Annotated in this window: 16 protein-coding genes; 13 read left to right on the plus strand and 3 right to left on the minus strand. The window is 63.8% G+C overall.

The window, feature by feature from the left end; all coding sequences use genetic code 11:
* Positions 1-54: 54 nt before the first annotated feature.
* From E4O92_RS02680 to E4O92_RS02690, 3 genes are all read left to right on the plus strand, one after another.
* Positions 55-540, plus strand: coding sequence for a YajQ family cyclic di-GMP-binding protein (locus tag E4O92_RS02680; protein ID WP_135188207.1), 486 nt, complete (start codon positions 55-57; stop codon positions 538-540).
* A 119-nt stretch (positions 541-659) separates the two neighbouring features.
* On the plus strand, positions 660-1,925 hold the full coding sequence (locus E4O92_RS02685; RefSeq protein WP_135188208.1) for a nitronate monooxygenase: 1,266 nt from the start codon (positions 660-662) through the stop codon (positions 1,923-1,925).
* 170 nt (positions 1,926-2,095) lie between these two features.
* Positions 2,096-4,489: a sensor domain-containing protein gene (locus E4O92_RS02690; protein WP_135188209.1), complete on the plus strand. Its 2,394-nt coding sequence runs from the start codon at positions 2,096-2,098 to the stop codon at positions 4,487-4,489.
* Between the two features lie 209 nt (positions 4,490-4,698).
* Here the strand turns inward: E4O92_RS02690 and E4O92_RS02695 are convergent, their stop codons facing one another.
* Positions 4,699-5,637, minus strand: a complete 939-nt coding sequence (locus tag E4O92_RS02695; RefSeq protein WP_135188210.1) for an exopolyphosphatase — start codon at positions 5,635-5,637, stop codon at positions 4,699-4,701.
* Between the two features lie 296 nt (positions 5,638-5,933).
* On the opposite strand from E4O92_RS02695, the gene E4O92_RS02700 reads away from it, so the two are divergent.
* From E4O92_RS02700 to E4O92_RS02715, 4 genes are all read left to right on the plus strand, one after another.
* On the plus strand, positions 5,934-7,202 hold the full coding sequence (locus E4O92_RS02700; RefSeq protein ID WP_135188211.1) for a sensor histidine kinase: 1,269 nt from the start codon (positions 5,934-5,936) through the stop codon (positions 7,200-7,202).
* A gap of 75 nt (positions 7,203-7,277) precedes the next feature.
* Positions 7,278-8,039 carry a LytR/AlgR family response regulator transcription factor gene (locus tag E4O92_RS02705; protein WP_135188212.1) on the plus strand — a complete coding sequence of 254 codons (762 nt, stop codon included), beginning with the start codon at positions 7,278-7,280 and terminating at the stop codon, positions 8,037-8,039.
* A gap of 106 nt (positions 8,040-8,145) precedes the next feature.
* Positions 8,146-9,309, plus strand: coding sequence for a PAS domain-containing sensor histidine kinase (locus tag E4O92_RS02710; protein ID WP_135188213.1), 1,164 nt, complete (start codon positions 8,146-8,148; stop codon positions 9,307-9,309).
* Positions 9,310-9,595: 286 nt separating this feature from the next.
* Positions 9,596-10,606: a porin gene (locus E4O92_RS02715; protein ID WP_135188214.1), complete on the plus strand. Its 1,011-nt coding sequence runs from the start codon at positions 9,596-9,598 to the stop codon at positions 10,604-10,606.
* A gap of 222 nt (positions 10,607-10,828) precedes the next feature.
* Here the strand turns inward: E4O92_RS02715 and E4O92_RS02720 are convergent, their stop codons facing one another.
* A complete protein-coding gene (locus tag E4O92_RS02720; protein ID WP_135188215.1) occupies positions 10,829-11,482 on the minus strand; it encodes a class I SAM-dependent methyltransferase in 654 nt (217 codons plus the stop codon).
* Positions 11,483-11,491: 9 nt separating this feature from the next.
* A complete protein-coding gene (locus E4O92_RS02725) occupies positions 11,492-12,430 on the minus strand; it encodes a CysB family HTH-type transcriptional regulator (protein ID WP_135188216.1) in 939 nt (312 codons plus the stop codon).
* A 159-nt stretch (positions 12,431-12,589) separates the two neighbouring features.
* Between E4O92_RS02725 and E4O92_RS02730 the strand changes: the two genes are divergently transcribed.
* From E4O92_RS02730 to cobA, 6 genes are read left to right on the plus strand one after another with little or no spacing between them, the layout of a single operon-like run.
* Positions 12,590-14,278 carry a nitrite/sulfite reductase gene (locus E4O92_RS02730; protein ID WP_135188217.1) on the plus strand — a complete coding sequence of 563 codons (1,689 nt, stop codon included), beginning with the start codon at positions 12,590-12,592 and terminating at the stop codon, positions 14,276-14,278.
* Positions 14,271-14,828 carry a DUF934 domain-containing protein gene (locus E4O92_RS02735; RefSeq protein ID WP_135188218.1) on the plus strand — a complete coding sequence of 186 codons (558 nt, stop codon included), beginning with the start codon at positions 14,271-14,273 and terminating at the stop codon, positions 14,826-14,828. The genes E4O92_RS02730 and E4O92_RS02735 overlap by 8 nt, the downstream gene beginning before the upstream one ends.
* Before the next feature lie 14 nt (positions 14,829-14,842).
* Entirely contained in the window at positions 14,843-15,559 is a 717-nt protein-coding gene (locus E4O92_RS02740) for a phosphoadenylyl-sulfate reductase (RefSeq protein ID WP_135188219.1), read from the plus strand.
* A 29-nt stretch (positions 15,560-15,588) separates the two neighbouring features.
* Positions 15,589-16,527 carry a sulfate adenylyltransferase subunit CysD gene (gene cysD / locus E4O92_RS02745; RefSeq protein WP_135188220.1) on the plus strand — a complete coding sequence of 313 codons (939 nt, stop codon included), beginning with the start codon at positions 15,589-15,591 and terminating at the stop codon, positions 16,525-16,527.
* A complete protein-coding gene (locus E4O92_RS02750; protein ID WP_135188221.1) occupies positions 16,527-17,834 on the plus strand; it encodes a sulfate adenylyltransferase subunit 1 in 1,308 nt (435 codons plus the stop codon). Before cysD ends, E4O92_RS02750 begins: the two co-directional genes overlap by 1 nt.
* 1 nt (position 17,835) lies before the next feature.
* Complete coding sequence (gene cobA, locus E4O92_RS02755) at positions 17,836-18,558, plus strand: uroporphyrinogen-III C-methyltransferase (RefSeq protein WP_135188222.1); 723 nt, start codon at positions 17,836-17,838, stop codon at positions 18,556-18,558.
* Positions 18,559-18,737 lie beyond the last annotated feature (179 nt).

The raw sequence follows: 18,737 nt of genomic DNA on the forward strand, positions 1-18,737 counted from the left end.
CGTTGTCCGTTAAAATACCGGCATTTCGTAACAAGCAAGATAAAGGAAACCGACATGCCATCGTTTGATGTGGTCTGCGAAGCAGACATGGTCGAAGTGAAGAACGCGGTCGAGCAGTCGAACAAGGAAATCGGCACCCGTTTCGATTTCAAGGGCAGCTCGGCCAAGGTCGAACAGAAAGAGCGCGAGCTGACGGTGTTCGCCGATTCCGATTTCCAACTCAACCAGGTGCGCGACGTGCTGGTCAACAAGATGACCAAGCGCCAGGTCGACGTGCGCTTCCTTGACGAAGGCAAGGTCGAGAAGATCGGCGGCGACAAGGTCAAGCAGGTGATCAAGGTGCGTAACGGCATCGAGACCGAGGACGCCAAGAAGATCACCAAGCTGATCAAGGAAAGCAAGATGAAGGTCCAGGCCAGCATCCAGGGCGAGGCCGTGCGCGTGACCGGCAAGAACCGCGACGACCTGCAGGAAGCGATGGCACTGATGCGCAAGGAGGTGAAGGACTTGCCTCTCCAATTCAACAATTTCCGCGATTAAGCAGGTGGTGTGGTATCGGGAGCAACAACCATGTCTCTCGGTGCCCGCCTTGGGGTAGAATTGAGCCCCTCGAAAAAGCGGTTGGCAGCGACAAGTAGAACCGTAGTTTAAGGATAGCAATGAAACGTGTTGATGATTTCCGCCTGCGTTTGGGCAACAAGGAATATGTGCCCATCATGATCGGCGGAATGGGCGTGGACATCTCGACCTCCGAGCTGGCACTCGAAGCGGCCCGCCTGGGCGGCATTGGGCACATCTCGGACGCCATGGTGCCTGACGTGTCGGACCGCAAGTTCGACACCACCTTCGTCAAGGACAAGACCAAGCTCTACAAGTTCAACATCAACAACATGGACAAGTCGGTGGTCCAGTTCGACCTGGACCGTCTGGCCGAAGCGACCCGCCTGCACGTCGGCGCCACCATGGAAGCGAAGAAAGGCGATGGCCTGATCTTCGTGAACTGCATGGAAAAGCTGACCATGAACGCGCCCAAGGAAACCCTGCGCACGCGCCTGGCGTCGGCGCTGGACGCGGGCATCGACGGCATTACGCTGTCGGCCGGCCTGCACCTTGGTTCGTTCGAGCTGATCAAGGACCATGCACGCTTCCGCGACGCCAAGCTCGGCATCATTGTGTCGTCGGTGCGCGCGCTGCAGCTATTCCTGCGCAAAGTGTCCAAGCTTAACCGCAAGCCCGACTACGTGATCGTCGAAGGTCCGCTCGCCGGTGGCCACCTCGGCTTCGGGATGGACTGGGCCGAATACGACCTGCACACGATCATGGACGAGATCCATGCCTTCTTGCGCGCCGAAGAACTGGACATTCCCCTGATCGCGGCCGGCGGCGTGTTCACCGGCAGCGATGCGGTGAGCTTCCTGGAAAAAGGCGCTGGCGGCGTCCAAGTGGCAACGCGCTTTACCGTGACCCACGAGTGCGGCCTGCCCGACAGCGTCAAGCAGGAATACTTCAAGGCCAGCGAGGAAGACATCATCGTCAACGGCGTTTCGCCGACCGGTTATCCGATGCGCATGCTGAAGAACACCCCGGCGATCGGCTCCGGCATTCGCCCGGGCTGCGAATCCTACGGCTACCTGCTCGACGCGACCGGCAACTGCGCCTACATCAATTCGTACAACCGTGAAGTGCTGGCGCATCCGGGCGAAAAGAACGTGGTGGTGACGGACAAGACCTGCCTGTGCACGCACATGCGCAACTTCAACTGCTGGACCTGCGGCTCCACCACCTATCGCCTGAAGGACACGACGCACAAGCTGGCCGATGGCAGCTACCAGATCCTGTCCGCCGAACACGTGTTCAAGGACTACCAGTTCAGCGTGAACAACGAGATCGCGCTGCCTCCCAAAGAGGAACTGGCGCTGGCGTAACTGACGCCCTTCCGCAATCCTGGCCACGGTCGCACCGTGGCCATTTTTTTTGTCCGCAGGGTTCGCACGGGCCAAATGATGCACCCACATGGCCTGTTTTTTGTCGAGTCGAAGGAACGCGATTCCCACCAGATAGTCCAATAGACGGGCACAGATTGCGAGGATTAAACATGCTCCATCCCGAGCCGGTCACCCGCGCCGCGTTCCTGACCGACGAGGCCGGCAATATCCGCACCTGGAACGAAGGCTGTGAGAACCTGTTCGGTCTATCCGCCGGCCAGATCATCGGCCAACCGTTCGGCGTTCTCCTGGCTGACAACGGCGTCCACGACTGGGCCGACCGGTGGGCCGATCTCGCCACCCAGGCACACGGAGAAGGACTGGACGTTATCCTGAACGGCGCGAACGGCAGCAAGCTCAGTGCGGTGCTCGGGCTGTCCGCCCAACACGCCCTGGACGGGAGCTTGCGTGGCAGCGTCGTCTACCTGACCACCGTCCTCGAAAGCGCGACGCTGGAATCGGCCCAGGTCGGCCGCATCCCGCTCGCCAGGGTGATGGAAATGTTTCCCGGTACGTTCTATGCGCTCAACCGCGAACGACGCTTTGTGCTGTGGAACCACAACCTGGAACTGCAGCAGGAAATGACGCCCGACGAGATTGCGGCGAGCAACCCGCTGGACATGTTCGACTTCGCGCAGCGGCCACTGATTGCGGAAATGATCCGCCAGGTATTCGACGAAGGCGCCGAGGTCAAGATCCAGGCCGACGTGGTCAGCAAGAGCGGGCGCGAAACGCCCATGGTGCTGTGCGGCTCGCGCATCATCTGCCGCGGCGCCGATTACCTGTTCGGGCTGGGCGTGGACATCACCGAGCAACGGGTGCAGGAACAGCGGCTGCGGCTGCGCGAGCGGGCGCTGCATGCGGCCAGCAACGGCATCGTGATCACCCGCTGCGAAGGCAAGGACAATCCGATCGAGTACGTGAATCCGGCGTTCGAGCGCATCACCGGCTACAGCACGGCCGAGGTCACCGGGCGCGATTGCCGCTTCATGGCCGCTCCCGGGCTGGACGCCAACGAACGCGCCCAGGTGCGTAGTGCCATCAACGAGCGGCGCCCGGTCAACGTGGTGTTTCGCAACCTGCGCAAGAACGGCGACGTGTTCTGGAACGACCTGAACATCACGCCGGTTCAGGACGACAGCGGCAAGGTCACCCACTTCATCGGCGTGATCAATGACGTGACCGCCACCAAGCAGCGCACCGCCCACCTCGAACACGAAGTCAACCACGACTCGCTCACCGGCCTGGCCAACCGCAACCTGCTGTGGGACCGGCTGGAGCACGCGCTGCACCTGGCGCAGCGCCACAAGTCGCTGGTCGCCACCGTGCTCATCGACCTGAACAACTTCAAGACCATCAACGACACCTTCGGCCACGAGGCCGGCGACGTGGTGCTCAAGGTGGTCGCCAAGCGCCTGCAGGCGTCGGTGCGCGACAGCGACACGGTGGCCCGGCTGTCCGGCGACGAGTTCGTGCTGGTGCTGGTCAACCAGCCCTCGCTGCGCTTCACGCTGCGCATGATCGAGCGCGTGCGCGAAGCCCTCGTCATGCCGGTCGCGCTGGACCGCGCCGAGATTCCGGTGGGCGCCAGCCTGGGGGTGGCGGTGTACCCGCACGACGGCGCCGCGGTTGCCGAGCTGATCCGCGCGGCGGACGTGGCGATGTACCACGCCAAGGCGACCGGCCGCAACGAGGTGCACTTCTTCTCGAACGACATGAAGTCCACCACCGAAGCCAAGCACAAGCTCGAAATCGCCATGCGCGAGGCGCTCGAACGCGACGAACTGTTCCTGCTCTACCAACCGCGCATCGATGCGCACAGCGGACTCGTGCTCGGCTTCGAGGCGCTGCTGCGCTGGCGCCATCCCGAAAGCGGCACCTTGCTGCCGTCCGCCTTCCTGCACGAAGCCGAGGAAAACGGGACCATCATACAGATCGGCAACCGTGTGCTCGACCAGGTGTGCGCCTTCCTGCACGGCCTGTACAAGGCCGGCTTTGGCAACCTGTCAGTGTCGGTCAACGTGTCGCCGCGCGAGTACTCGCAGCATGACTTTGCCCTGGGCATCGCCGAACGCCTGGCCCGCTTCGGCCTGCCGGCCGGCTGCCTGCAGATTGAATTGGGCGAGGAAGGCCTGATCCGCAACCCCGGCCTGGGACGCGACGTGGCGGCGCAGTTGCGCTCACTCGGCCTGCCGCTGTGGCTGGACGAATTCGGCAAGGGCATGTCCGACATCTCCTACCTGCAGGAACTGGCGCCGGATCACGTCAAGATCGCCAAGTCAGCCGTGCGCGCGATCGGCAACGGCGGCAGCGCATTCGCGAAAACGCTGATCAACATTGGCCACAACCTGAACATGGCGGTGGTCGGCGAGGCGGTCGAGACGCGCGCCCAGGCCGACTTCCTGCGCAATAACGGGTGCGATGAAATCCAGGGACTGTGGTTCAGCGAACCGCTGAACCGGGAGGCGGCGGAGCGCTTGCTGCGTGAGCGGCATTTGGCGTGACTGGCGCTGCCGAAGTCCGGAACGTGTCCCGTAGGGTGCGCACCTGTGCGCACGCGGATCGAGCGGACCGATAGCGCGAAACGCTGCAGCGCCTCCGGCGTTCGCACACGCGGGAGCCAACTGTGCTCAACCGTACCGCGTGCGCACAGGTGCGCACCCTACGCCTCTATGCCTCTACGCCTCTACGCCTCCGGCAGGCTAACCGGCCATCACCCTTCGCTGGTAATACGCTGAATCAGCGCCCCCAGCACGTCCTCGGCCATGTCGTTCGAGACCTGGCAGGTCCCCGCGTTCTCGTGCCCGCCCCCGCCGTATTCCAGCATCAGCGCGCCGATGTTGGTCCGCGACGTCCGGTTCAGAATCGATTTGCCGGTCGCGAACACCGTGTTCTGGTTCTTCAGGCCCCACAGCACGTGGATGGAGATATTTGTCTCCGGGAACAGGGCATAGATGATGAAGCGGTTGCCGGCAAAAATCGTTTGCTCGTCGCGCAGGTCCAGCACCACCAGGTTCTTGTGCACCCGGGCGCAGCGCAGGATCTGTTCCTTGCAGCGATTGCTGTGCTCGAAGTACAGCGTGGTGCGCTCGCGCACGTCCGGCAGTTCCATGATCTGCTCGATCGTGTGGCTCTTGCAGTAATCGATCAGGTCCATCATCAGCTGGTAATTGGAAATGCGGAAATTGTGGAAACGCCCCAGCCCGGTGCGCGCGTCCATCAGGAAGTTCAGCAGGTTCCAGCCCTTGGGGTCGAGCACTTCGGCGCGCGTGAACTGCGCCGCGTCGCCCTTGTCGACCGCGGCCATCATTTCCTTCCACGCCGCCGGGAAGGCGGACGCGCCGCCGTAATAGTCGTAGACCACCCGGGCGGCCGAGGGCGCAGCCGGATTGATCACGTGGTTCTCGCGCTTGCCGCTGTTGCGGATCGTCTCCGACAGGTGGTGATCGAATGCCAGATGCGCACCGGCAACATACGGCAGGTTGGTCGTGATGTCCCGGTTGGTGATCGCAATCTTCCCGTCCTGCATGTCCTTGGGGTGGACGAACAGGATGTCGTCGATCATGTCGAGGTGCTTGAGCAGCACCGCGCACACCAGCCCGTCGAAGTCGCTGCGGGTCACGAGGCGGAATTTGTTTGGTACGGCAGACATCGGCACACCCTTTCATTTGAATGAATTTTGGGCTGGCGCAGCCAGAGCGTTTCCCCATGATACCGTGCAAATTTGCAAATTTACAGTTTTTGAACGCCGGTTTGCTCCGCAACAACTGACTCATGCAGTCCAGCCCCCGGTTCTTGCAGACTGTCGCAAACGGCTGGCGTCCTGGACAGTCAGGTTGCATCATCCCAACAGTCATGTTGCGGCGAACAAACATTTTCGCCGCCGACAACCAGGTCAACCGGTTACACTCGGCGGTTGCAGATCGAATTGAGAACAGGCAAGTCACCATGGAAGCACGACATTCTACCCCGCATGTTTTTTCGAGCATCCTTTCCGCGCTGTACCGCGGCTTCGACGCCGTGGCGACCTGGGTGACTCAGTTGTCTTGGTGGAAATTCTTCCTGTTCGCCGCCCTGACCCTGATCGCCGGCTCGATCCTGCAGGAAGAGCTGTTCTCCAACCCGTCCGAGGCCGACAGCATCCGCACCGAACGCCGGCCGTCGCGCCGCGACCAGCCCAGCATCGTGATCGACGACAGCGGCATCCACTTCAACCCGCGGACCAAGCCGCATTCCGGAGCCAGCGTCGCGCTTCCCGAACCGGCCGAGCCGGCCGAGCCGGCGACACCTGCAACACCGGCATCACCTGCAACACCGGCGACCCCGGCGGATAAAGCTGCCCGCCCGGGCCCTGCGGACGAGGTGCACATCGACCTGCCGCCACAAATTGGCGAGGAGTTGTCCAACGCGATCGAGGCGGCGGTCAACGACGCCGCCGAGGAAAAGGCCACCCGCTACCACAAGCAGGCGTCAACCTGGTTCACCAGCTTCGTCTGGCTGCTGATCATCACCCTGTTCGGCACCAAGGCCCTGGTCGGCGGCAAGAAGCGCGCCGAGATGCAGACGCAAAGCGCCAATGCCGCCGCCGAGCGCGAATCGATGCAGCGCCAGCTGTCCGAAGCCAAGATGCAGATGATGCAGGCCCAGGTCGAACCGCACTTTTTGTTCAACACGCTCGCCTCGGTGGAGCACCTGATCGAAACCAATCCGCCGCGCGCCTCGGCCATGCAGCGCAGCCTGATCCAGTACCTGCGCGCGGTGCTGCCCCAGATGCGCGACACCACGCTTGTGACCAACCTCGGGCGCGAGGTCGACATGGTGAGCGCCTACCTGAACCTGCTCAAGATGCGCATGGAGGAGCGCCTGACGGTCGAGCTGCAGATCCCCGACGGGCTGCGCAGCGCCGCCTTTCCGCCGATGATGCTGCAGTCGATGGTCGAAAACGCGATCAAGCACGGCCTCGAGACCAAGCCGGAAGGCGGCACCCTGAGCGTGAGCGCCGAGGTCGCGCACAACAAGCTGCGGGTAACGGTGCGCGATGACGGCGTCGGCTTTGGCGTAAAGCCGAGCAACGGCACCGGCCTGGGCCTGACCAACATCCGCGAGCGCCTCAAACTGCTGCACGGCGACTGCGCCCAGCTGCACATCGGCGCCAACAGCCCGAGCGGCGTGATCGCGACGATCGAGGTGCCCTACCAGCTGGCGCCCACCAAGTGATCGGGCCGGCTCTATTGCTTTGAAACGCCGTTCGTTCAATAATTATTGCTCTTCAATCTACTTGCGAACACAACCATGCCGACCGCGATTATTGCCGATGACGAAAGACTGATGCGCGACCAGCTGCGCATGCGCCTGTCCCAGGCGTGGCCGGAACTGGAAATCGTCGGCGAGGCGAAAAATGGCGACGAGGCGGTCGAACTGGTGGCGCAACTGACGCCCGACCTGACCTTCCTGGACATCCGCATGCCCGGCAAGACCGGCATGGAGGCGGCGCGCGAGATCGGCAACCAGAGCCACATCGTGTTCGTCACCGCCTACGACCAGTACGCGGTCGAGGCCTTCGAGCGCGGCGCGATCGACTACATCATGAAGCCGACCGAAGTCGAACGCCTTCAGCTCACGGTCGAGCGCCTGAAGGAGCGCCTGGCCAAGCCAAACGGGGCGGTCAACGACAGCGTCACCGCCATGCTGTCGCAACTGGCCGAGAAGATCGCCGCGCCCAAGCCGAAATACCTGCAATGGATCCAGGCCAGCATCGGCCAGGACCTGCGCATGATCCCGGTCGAGGAAATCCTGTTCTTCCGCTCGGACGAAAAATACACTTGCGTGCAGACCGAGAAGCTCGAGGCGCTGATCCGTAAGCCCGTGCGCGACCTGGCCGAGGAACTGGACCCGTCGCTGTTCTGGCAGATCCACCGCGCGACGCTGGTGAACGTGAACGCGATCGAAGGCGTCACGCGCGACATCCGCGGCCGCCATCTGGTGATGGTCAAGGGCCGTCCGGAAAAACTCGAAGTGAGCCGCAGTTTCCTGCACTTGTTTAAGCAAATGTAAGCCGGGCGGACCTGCTCCTTGTCCGCCCTCAACCTGCACCAGCGCACTACCGCGTAAGGTAGCTGCCGGACCCGCGCATGCGGGCGATTGACCGGCAAGCTACCGAATGACAGACAAGCGCACTATCCGCTCGCGCAGCCGGGGCGCGGCCATGTTCGTGCTCGGTCTCATGACCGGCGCCTTGGTCGGCCGCCCCAGGGCAGACACGGCTCCCGAGCCGTTGGTCAGGCACAGCCGCGAAATCGTGAACAACGCGAGCGACGCGATCATCTCCGCCGACGAGAACAGTGTGGTGGTCCTGGCCAATCCGGCCGCGGCCGCCATGTTCTCGACCACGGTGACCGAGATGCAGGGCCGGCCGCTGTCGCACTACATCCGCGCCGCCGCCGGCGTCGGCCACACCCCGCCCGACTTTTTTCGCCACACCGACACCCGCGCCGGACGCCGCGCCACCGACTATTCCGTGACCGGGGTGCGCGGCAGCGGCGAGCTGTTCCCGATCGAGGGCTCGATCTCGAGCAGCCAGCAGGACGGCCAGCAGCTCTACACGATCATCCTGCGCGACGTGTCGGACCGGCACATGGTGCAGCAGAAGCTGGCGCGCTCGCACAACCAGCTGCGCCAGCTGTCGGCCGCGCTGCAGACCATCCGCGAGGAAGAGCGCACCCACATCGCGCGCGAGCTGCACGACGATCTGGGCCAGATCCTCGCCTCGCTGCGCATGGACCTGAACCTGCTGCAGCGGCCGGAGCGCAGCCCGCCCGAAAGCCTGCGCCTGATGAAAGGGATGGAAGACAACCTGCTCACGGCGATCACCTCGCTGCGCCGGATCGCGACCAACCTGCGTCCGCGCGCGCTGGACGAAGGCGGCTTGTACTTCGCGCTGCAGGGGCTGCGCGACGACTTCGTCGAACGCCACGGCATTCCATGCGCGCTGTATGCCGACGAAGCGGACCTGCGCCTGGACGACGCTGCCAGCACCGCGATCTTTCGCATCGTGCAGGAAGCGCTGACCAACATTGCGCGCCACGCCAACGCCACCCACGTGACGCTGAACCTGGACCGGCTCAACGGCGACCTGTTGATCACGATCCGCGACGACGGCCGCGGCATCCGCGCCGAAGATATGGAAAAAGCCGAGTCGCTGGGACTGATCGGCATGCGCGAGCGGGTGTGGGCGATGCATGGCGAGATCACGATCAGCGCCGACGATCCGTCTGGCACGCGGATCGACATCGTGCTGCCGCTGGGCGGGCACACGGTCGAATAAGAGGAACGAAGGCGTAGGGTGCGCACCTGTGCGCACGCGGTCACCGTATGCGGGCTTGCGGCTGCTGCTCCACTACGCTACGTTCGCGAACCGCGTGCGCACAGGTCCTCGCCGGCCGCGCGCCCCCTACGATGTTTACCCGCCGCAGCTCGCAGTGGCGATCAATCTTTTCCCCAATCTCTCTCCGACCATTTTCAGGTCATCAAGGCGAAATATTCGTTCGATAAGCTCTTTGCTGCTTAAGAGCAATTGCTCAAATCTTATCGAAACCCACCTGGAGAGACTCATGCACTACAAACGCCTGGCAGCTGCCCTGTTTGCTTCCGTTCCCCTGTTCGCAGCCGCACAGTCGAGCAACGTCCAGACGTACGGCGTCATGGACGCCGCCATCGCGTCGGAAAACAACGGCGTCGACGGCCGCCACACGGTCATCAACTCGGGCAACCAGTCCAGCAGCCGCATTGGGTTCCGCGGCACCGAAGACCTCGGCGGCGGCCTGAAGGCGATGTTCAACATCGAGGCTGGCGTATCGATCGACACCGGCAACAGCGACTCGGCCCTGTTCGGCCGCCGCTCGGTGGTCGGCCTCGAAGGCGATTTCGGCGCCCTGACGGTCGGCCGCGAATACTCGCCGATCGCTTCGGTGGCAGCGGCATCGGACGTCTTCGGCCAGGGCTTCTACGGCAGCAACCTGTCGGCCTTCGGCACCAACCGCCTGACCCGCCGCCTGTCCAACTCGGTCAACTACAAGAGCAACTCGTTCTCCGGCTTCAAGGTCCTGGCCGCCTACTCCGCTGGTGAAAAGACCTCCGGTCCCAGCGGCGACCTGAAAGGCGTTGCGGCCGAATACGCCAGCGGTCCGTTGTATGTCGGCGCCGGCTACCACACGTTCACCCGGGTGGCGGGCGGCGACGACAAGGAATACGCAGTGGGCGCCGCGTACAAGATCGGCGACATCGACATCAAGGGCAACTGGATGGTGGCCGATCCGGAAGGGACGAACAACAAGTTCACCCAGTACAACCTGGGCGCCGCCATGGGCTTCGGTCCGGGCAAGGTGTTCGTGAACCTGCAGCAGAACAAGCTCGAGACGGGCGCCAAGGGCACTGCCTGGGCGGTGGCGTACAGCTATGCGCTGTCCAAGCGCACCAACCTGTACACGACCTACGCGAAGATGGACAACAACAGCCTGGCCACGTTCGGCCTGAACTCGTCATCGACCAGCATCGCCCCGCCGGCCACCAAGCTGGGCGCCGACCCGTCGGTGTTCAACGTTGGTGTTCGCCACTCGTTCTGACGTGCTGACTCGCGGATGCCGCTTCGTTACGCGGCGTCCGCGAACCGCGTGCGCAGCAAAGCTGCACACCCTACGAGTTGCTCGAAGTCCGTGGCAATAACACATCGTAGGGGGCGCGGGGCCGCCGAGGACCCGTGCGCACGCGGTCACAGCATGCTGACTTGCGGCTTTCGCTCCACTACGCAGCGTTTGCGAACCGCGTGCGCAGCAAAGCTGCACACCCTACTTCAGCCGGCAAGTGAGCAGCCAGTAATGCTCCAGCCGATTGATCTTGATCTCGCGCGCCGCCGGCGTGAGCCGTTTGCGCAGCGTGCTGTCGGTCGGGTAATTCTTCGGCAGCTCGAAGCGCTCGCCGTCCGGCGCCGTCACGATCTGGTACGTATTGCCTTCCGCGTCGGTGCGCGCCACGGTCTGGTCCTCGTCCGCCACGTCGTCCAGCAGCACCAGCAGCACGTCCTTGCCCACCCGCGTGCGCAGCAGCTCCAGCAGCAATTCCTGTTCGGAGCGCTTAAGGTGCGACCACAGGAACCCGATGAACACCGCCGTGAAATCGCCGATGTTCTCCGGCAGTTGGAGCGCGTCCAACACCTCCCAATCGACCGTCCCCGGCAGGTCGCGCTCGCGCGCCAAGTCGATCAGCTCGGGGTTGATGTCGGTCGCCAGCACCGTGTCGGCGGTTTCGGCGATCACCTCGGTCCAATAGCCGGCGCCGCAGGCCAGCTCCAGCACCACGTGGTTGCGCAGCTGCTGCTGCACCAGGCTACGCAGCATTGCCAGTTCTTCTTGTAGTTCCGGCGCCTCGTAACGTTCCATGCTGCCCCCGCGTCCGGCGTAATACCGTACGACCGGACGGCCGTCCCCTTGTTCGTCAATCATCGTAGTTCCTTACAGCTCGTAGTTCTCGCCGCCGCGCATTGCCGATTCGACCATTTTGCGGTTCAGGCTCGGCGCCAGCAGTTCAATAAAGGTATAGATATAACTGCGCAGGTAGGCGCCTTGCTTGATCGCCACCCGCGAAACGTTCATGCCGAATAGCTGCCCCACTGGAATCGCACGCAGGTTGCGGTCGCGCTCGGGGTCGAATGCCATGCCGGCAATGATGCCGATGCCCATGCCCAGCTCCACATAGGTCTTGATCACGTCCGCGTCGATCGCCTCGAGCAGGATGTCGGGCTTGAGTTCGCGCAGCGAGAAGGCATGGTCGATCTTGCTGCGTCCGGCGAACGCGCTGTCATAGGTAATCAACGGATAGTGTGATATCTCCTCCAGCGACACGGCCTTCGACTTGAGCAGCGGGTGGTCGGGCGGCACCACCACCATATGCTCCCACTGGTAGCACGGCAGCGTGATCAGGCCATCGACGGCCGCGATCGACTCGGTCGCGATCGCGAGGTCGGCCTGGTCGTTCTTGACCATGTCCGCGATCTGCTTGGGGTTGCCTTGCAATAGCGACAACCGCACCTTGGGGAATTTCTGTGCGAATGCCTGCACCACCTTCGGCAACGTATAGCGCGCCTGGGTGTGGGTGGTGGCGATCGTGAAGCTGCCGCTGTCGTGGGCGGCAAATTCCTTGCCGATGCGCTTGAGGCTGTCGATCTCCTGCATGATCAGCTCGACCGACTGCAGCACCAGCCGCCCCGGTTCGGTCAGGCCACGGATGCGCTTGCCGTGGCGGGTGAAAATGTCGACCCCCAGCTCTTCCTCGAGCTCGATGATGGCTTTCGACACGCCGGGTTGCGAAGTGAACAAGGCCTTTGCGGCATCAGTGAGGTTGTAATTCTGGCGCACGGCCTCGCGCACAAAGCGCAGCTGGTGGAGATTCATTAGCGTCCTGGCAGTTGTTCGGCTATGCGACATTTTAATGCGCTTATGCCAGACGCGCATATAAGCAAATGATTTCTCAGTAGTTTGGAATAAGGGTGCACATCCTTACCATTTAGGCCATCCACGGCCCCGGCTGGCCAACAGCACAGGATCACACTTATGTACCGCTACGACCAATACGACCATCTCATTGTGCGCGAACGCATCGCGCAATACCGTGACCAGGTACGGCGCCGGATCGCCGATGAGCTGACCGAAGCCGAATTCCTCCCGCTGCGCCTGCAGAACGGCCTGTACATGCAGCGGCACGCCTACATGTTGCGCATTGCCGTTCCGTACGGCCTGCTGGCCTCGCGCCAGCTGCGCATGCTCGCGCACATCGCCCGCAAGTACGACCGCGGTTACGGCCACTTCACCACCCGCCAGAACATCCAATTCAACTGGATCGAGCTGGAGCAGACGCCGGACATCCTGACCGACCTTTCCTCGGTAGAGATGCACTCCATCCAGACTTCGGGCAACTGCATCCGCAACATCACGACCGACGAGTTTGCCGGCGTGGCCGCCGACGAGTACCTCGATCCGCGTCCGTTCTGCGAGATCCTGCGCCAGTGGAGCAGCTTCCACCCCGAGTTCATCGCCCTGCCGCGCAAGTTCAAGATCGCGATCAACGGCGCGCATGAAGACCGTGCCGCGACCCAGGTGCATGACATCGGCCTGACGATGGTAAAGAACGAGGCCGGCGAAATCGGCTTCCGCTTCCTCGTTGGCGGCGGACTGGGCCGTACGCCGATCATCGGCAGCGTGATCCGCGAGTTCCTGCCTTGGAAGCACGTGCTGACCTACACCGAGGCGGTGATGCGCGTGTACAACCAGTACGGCCGCCGCGACAACAAATACAAGGCCCGCATCAAGATCCTGCTCAAGTCGCTCGGCGTCGAGGAATTCGCGCGCCAGGTCGAAGAGGAATGGGCCGACCTGAAGGACGGTCCCGAGACCCTGACCGAAGAGGAGCTGGCGCGCGTTGCCGCCTACTTCACGCCGCCGGCTTACGAGCAGCTGGAAAACATTGACCCGCTGGCCGCGCATGCCGACAACAAGGCGTTCGCCAAATGGTTGGAACGCAACGTCAAGCCGCACAAGGTGCCGGGTTACGCGTCGGTGGTGCTCTCGCTCAAGAAGACCGGCGTGCCGCCGGGCGATGCGACCGCCGAGCAGATGGATTTCGTGGCCGACATGGCCGACCAACACAGCTTTGGCGAACTGCGCGTGACGCACGAGCAAAACCTGGTGCTGGCGGACGTGAAGCAATCCGAGCTGTTCGAGGTCTGGACCAAGATCAAGGCCAAGGGCCTGGCGACGCCCAACATCGGCTTTTTGACCGACATCATCTCCTGCCCGGGCGGCGACTTCTGCTCGCTGGCCAACGCCAAGTCGATCCCGATCGCTGCCGCCATCGCCGAGCGCTTCGACAACCTGGACTTCCAGTACGACATCGGCGACATCGAGTTGAACATTTCAGGCTGCATCAACGCCTGCGGCCACCATCACGTCGGCAACATCGGCGTGCTGGGCGTGGACAAGGACGGTAGCGAGTGGTACCAGGTGTCGATCGGCGGCGCCCAGGGCGACAACGCGGCGATCGGCAAGATCATTGGCCCGTCGTTCTCGGCGGTGCAGATGCCGGAAGTGATCGGCCGCCTGCTCGAAGTCTACGTGCGTGACCGGACCGAGGATGAGCGCTTTGTGGACACCGTGCAGCGCCTTGGCATTGCGCCATTCAAGGATCACGTGTATGCGACGCCGATTGCGGCGGGCGAACTGGTTGGGGAAGACGAATATGCTTGAAACACACAAACAGATCATCAAGGGCCGTGAAGTCGTCGACGACGACTGGAGCGTGCTGCGCCTTGAAGAGGGCGAGATGCCCGACAGTGTGGTCGTCCCGGAAGGCAAGATCATCGTGCCCCTCTCCGTGTGGCAGGCGCAACGCGCGGCGCTGGCTGGCCGCTCCGAGCTCGGGGTCTGGATCGCGTCGGACGAGCGAGCGGAAGCGCTCAAAGGTGAACTCGACAAGTTCACCCTGATCGCGGTCGACTTTCCGAAGTTTACCGACGGCCGCGGCTACTCGATCGCGTTCAACCTGCGCCGCCGCCTTGGCTATCGGGGCGAACTGCGCGCGATCGGCGACGTGCTGCGCGACCAGCTGTTCCAGATGGCGCGCGTGGGCTTCGATGCCTACGCCACGCGCCAGGACCGCAGCATCCACGATGCGCTCAAGGGCCTGACCGCATTCTCCCAGCCCTACCAGGCCGCCGTCGACCAGCCGCTGCCGCTTTTCCGCCGCGTGCAGCGCCAGGCGCACGTCGAACACAGCGACGCCGGCGCCGGCATTTGATTGAGGTGGACCGCATGACCGATTTGAATGCACGCATTGGCGAGACCCGCGCGACGTTAGAGCGCATCGCGCGCGACTTTTCGCCGGCCGTGTTCGCATCAAGCCTGGCCGCCGAGGACATGGTCGTCACCGACATGATCCTCAAGGCCGGCCTGCCGATCGCCATCTTCACCCTCGAGACCGGCCGCCTGCACCAGGAGACGCTGGCGGTGCTAAAGCAGATCAAGGCCACCTACGATTACGACATCGCCCTGTACCGGCCGCGGCCCGAACTGGTCGACGAATACGTGACCAGGAACGGCCTGAACGCGTTCTACGACAGCGTCGAGATGCGGCGCGAGTGCTGCCGCATCCGCAAGGTCGAGCCGCTCGGCCGGGCGCTGGCCGGCCACAAGGCCTGGGTCACCGGCCAGCGCCGAGCGCAATCGACCACCCGCGCCGAACTGGCAGTCCAGGAGGACGACGCGGCGCATGGCATGGTCAAGTTCAACCCGCTGGCCGACTGGCTTGAGGCCGACGTCTGGGACTACATCCGCGAGGGCGCGGTGCCGTACAACGCGCTGCACGACCGCGGCTATCCGTCGATCGGCTGCGAGCCCTGCACCCGCGCGGTCCAGCCGGGCGAAGACGTGCGCGCTGGCCGCTGGTGGTGGGAGAACCCGGACTCGAAGGAATGCGGCCTGCACCTGGTCGACGGCAAACTCGTTCGCATCAAATCCGTGGCTGCATAAGCCACAACAAGAACTCAGGCACAGCCACCATGACTACCATCACCGACATCCCGCGCGCCCTCACCGACGTGAATGCGCGCCACCTCGACGCCCTGGAATCGGAAGCGATCCACATCATGCGCGAAGTCGCGGCCGAATGCACCAACCCTGCCCTGCTGTTCTCGGGCGGGAAGGACTCGGTGGTGCTGCTGCGCCTGGCCGAGAAGGCCTTCCGCCCCGGTCAATTCCCGTTCCCGCTGGTGCACATCGACACCGGCCACAACTTCCCCGAAGTGATCGCCTTCCGCGACGCGCGCGTGGCCGAGTTGGGCGAGCGCCTGATCGTCGGCAGCGTCGAGGACTCGATCGAGCGCGGCACGGTACGCCTGCGCAACCGGCAGACCGACTCGCGCAACGCGGCCCAGGCCGTGACCCTGCTGGAGACCATCGCCGAACACGGCTTCGACGCCTGCATCGGCGGCGCGCGCCGCGACGAGGAAAAGGCGCGCGCCAAGGAGCGCATCTTCTCGTTCCGCGACGAGTTCGGCCAGTGGGACCCCAAGGCCCAGCGCCCCGAGCTGTGGGACCTGTATAACACCCGCGTTCATCCGGGCGAGAACATGCGCGTGTTCCCGATTTCGAACTGGACCGAACTGGACGTGTGGCAGTACATCGCGCGCGAACGGCTGGCCCTGCCCTCGATCTACTATGCGCACGAGCGCGAGGTCATTGCGAGGAACGGGCTGCTGGTGCCGGTAACAAGCCTGACTCCGCCGCGGGAAGGCGAGACCGTGGACAAGCTCGTGGTGCGCTTTCGCACCGTGGGCGACATCTCGTGCACCTGCCCTGTCGCCTCGACCGCGAGTACGGTCGACGCGATCATCGCCGAAACCGCGGTGACCCAGGTTACCGAGCGCGGCGCGACCCGGATGGACGACCAGACCTCCGAAGCGTCGATGGAAAAACGCAAGAAGCAAGGATACTTCTGATGAACGCCATGACCGACAAACTGACCGAGCGCGGGCTACTGCGCTTCATCACCGCCGGCTCCGTGGACGACGGCAAGAGCACGCTGATCGGCCGCCTGCTATACGACAGCAAAGGCATCTTCGCCGACCAGCTGGCCGCCGTCTCGCGCGCCAAGCACAAGCGCACTGTGGGCGACACCATCGACCTGTCGCTCCTGACCGACGGGCTGGAGGCCGAACGCGAACAAGGCATCACGATCGACGTCGCCTACCGCTACTTCGCCACCCCCAGGCGCAAGTTCATCATCGCCGACACGCCGGGCCACGAACAGTACACCCGCAACATGGTGACCGGCGCGTCGACCGCCGACGCGGTGATCATCCTGATCGACGTGTCGAAGGTCAAGCTGCGCGAGGACGGCGGAGTCGACCTGCTGATCCAGACCAAGCGTCACTCGACCATTGCGCACCTGCTGCAGATCGAGCACGTGATCGTCGCCGTCAACAAGATGGACCTCGTGAACTACGACCAGACGGTCTTCGATCGCATCGTCAAGGCTTACCGCGAATTTGCGGACTCGCTGGGTCTTGCCGACGTGACGGCGATACCGCTGTCCGCACTGGCTGGCGACAACGTGGTCGAAGCGTCGGAACGGATGGACTGGTACAAGGGCCCGACCCTGATCGAGCTGCTCGAGTCGCTGACGGTGTACGACGAAGCGCACGACGCGCCGTTCCGCTTCCCGGTGCAGCTGGTGGCGCGTCACAACGGGCACGAGGCCAACGACTTCCGCGGCTACATGGGCCGCATCGAGTCGGGCCGCGTCTCGGTTGGCGACAAGCTGGTGGTGCAGCCGTCGAACCAGGCCGCCACCGTCAAGGAGATCGTCACCTTCGACGGCTCCCTGCCGTACGCGGTGGCCGGCCAGTCGGTGACCCTGCTGCTTGAGGAGTACCTGGACATCTCGCGCGGCGACCTGCTCGCCAGCGAACGGCAGCCGGCAAGCCTGCTCAAGCAGGTGGTGGCCGACGTATGCTGGATGTCCGACGAGCCGCTCGACCTGCGCCGCAAGTACTGGATCAAGCACGGCACGCGCCAGACCGCCGCCAAGGTGACCAAAGTCGACACCCTGCTCGACGTGAACACCCAGCAGCGCCTGTTGGCCGAAGGCCTGAGGCTGAACGACATCGCGCGCGTCAACCTGACCGTGCAGCAGCCGCTGGCGGCCGATGCCTACGCCGACATCCGCGCGACCGGCGCCTTCATCCTGATCGACGAAGTCACGCACCAGACCGTCGCCGCGGGCATGATCCGCCTGCGGGACTGACATGGCGGCGACCGGGAAGGTCTACCTGATCGGCGCCGGCCCCGGCGCGGCCGACCTGATCACCGTACGCGGCGCGCGCCTTCTGGCGCAGGCCGACGTCGTCCTGTACGACGCGCTGGTCACGCCCGAGATGCTGGAGCTGTGCCCGCAGGCCGAGAAGATCGCGGTGGGCAAACGCTCCGGCCAGCGCTCCACGGCGCAGGAGGTCATCAACCAACAGCTGGTCGAATGCGCGCATCGCTACTCTCTGGTGGTGCGCCTGAAGGGCGGCGACCCGATGCTGTTCGGGCGCGCCGACGAGGAACTGCGCGCGCTGGAACAAGCGGACATCGAGGTCGAGGTGGTCCCCGGGATCACCACCGCCGTTGCCGCCGCGGCGGCCACCAGGCAGCCGCTGACCAAGCGCGGGGTGGCGCGCTCGGTGGCCTTCTTCACCTCCAGTACCGCGCCGGAACACGCGCAGGACACGGTGGAAATGCCGGAGACCGACACGCTGGTGCAGTACATGGGCGGGCGCGAAGCGATTGCCACCGCCGAGCGGCTGCTGGCGCAGGGACGCTCGCCGGACCTGCCGGTGGTAGTGGTTGAAAACTGCAGCCGGATCGATGAGCGCGTGCAGCGCCTGACGCTGGCCGAACTGGCGCACGGGCTCGAACCGGCGCACGGGCCGGTGCTGGTGATGATGGGTGAAGCGCTCAGGATGCGGGACCACCAGCGCGCGTAGGGTGGGCGGGTAAAGTTGGCCAGTGGCCAACTTTACGAACGCCCACGCGTTCAAACCAAGCGTGAATCAATCGAATGTGTGGCGGCTCGGCCTCTGGTTGAACTGGTACACGCAGCCAAGCCGCCGTAACGTGAAAGAAAGCACTGTACGGACGTGCAGCGTCCTGACCTGAGTAGGCC

The sequence above is a fragment of the Massilia horti genome, from assembly GCF_004614195.1.
GTDB lineage: Bacteria > Pseudomonadota > Gammaproteobacteria > Burkholderiales > Burkholderiaceae_D > Telluria > Telluria horti.

What these genes read in the sequence shown, in the direction of transcription:
- E4O92_RS02690 (WP_135188209.1), top strand. Translation starts at nt 2,096, where the DNA reads ATGCTCCATCCCGAGCCGGTCACCCGCGCCGCGTTCCTGACCGACGAG.
- E4O92_RS02730 (WP_135188217.1), top strand. Translation starts at nt 12,590, where the DNA reads ATGTACCGCTACGACCAATACGACCATCTCATTGTGCGCGAACGCATC.
- E4O92_RS02685 (WP_135188208.1), top strand. Translation starts at nt 660, where the DNA reads ATGAAACGTGTTGATGATTTCCGCCTGCGTTTGGGCAACAAGGAATAT.
- cobA (WP_135188222.1), top strand. Translation starts at nt 17,836, where the DNA reads ATGGCGGCGACCGGGAAGGTCTACCTGATCGGCGCCGGCCCCGGCGCG.
- E4O92_RS02720 (WP_135188215.1), bottom strand. Translation starts at nt 11,482, where the DNA reads ATGATTGACGAACAAGGGGACGGCCGTCCGGTCGTACGGTATTACGCC.
- E4O92_RS02695 (WP_135188210.1), bottom strand. Translation starts at nt 5,637, where the DNA reads ATGTCTGCCGTACCAAACAAATTCCGCCTCGTGACCCGCAGCGACTTC.
- E4O92_RS02750 (WP_135188221.1), top strand. Translation starts at nt 16,527, where the DNA reads ATGAACGCCATGACCGACAAACTGACCGAGCGCGGGCTACTGCGCTTC.
- E4O92_RS02700 (WP_135188211.1), top strand. Translation starts at nt 5,934, where the DNA reads ATGGAAGCACGACATTCTACCCCGCATGTTTTTTCGAGCATCCTTTCC.
- E4O92_RS02680 (WP_135188207.1), top strand. Translation starts at nt 55, where the DNA reads ATGCCATCGTTTGATGTGGTCTGCGAAGCAGACATGGTCGAAGTGAAG.
- E4O92_RS02710 (WP_135188213.1), top strand. Translation starts at nt 8,146, where the DNA reads ATGACAGACAAGCGCACTATCCGCTCGCGCAGCCGGGGCGCGGCCATG.
- E4O92_RS02705 (WP_135188212.1), top strand. Translation starts at nt 7,278, where the DNA reads ATGCCGACCGCGATTATTGCCGATGACGAAAGACTGATGCGCGACCAG.
- E4O92_RS02725 (WP_135188216.1), bottom strand. Translation starts at nt 12,430, where the DNA reads ATGAATCTCCACCAGCTGCGCTTTGTGCGCGAGGCCGTGCGCCAGAAT.
- cysD (WP_135188220.1), top strand. Translation starts at nt 15,589, where the DNA reads ATGACTACCATCACCGACATCCCGCGCGCCCTCACCGACGTGAATGCG.
- E4O92_RS02715 (WP_135188214.1), top strand. Translation starts at nt 9,596, where the DNA reads ATGCACTACAAACGCCTGGCAGCTGCCCTGTTTGCTTCCGTTCCCCTG.
- E4O92_RS02735 (WP_135188218.1), top strand. Translation starts at nt 14,271, where the DNA reads ATGCTTGAAACACACAAACAGATCATCAAGGGCCGTGAAGTCGTCGAC.
- E4O92_RS02740 (WP_135188219.1), top strand. Translation starts at nt 14,843, where the DNA reads ATGACCGATTTGAATGCACGCATTGGCGAGACCCGCGCGACGTTAGAG.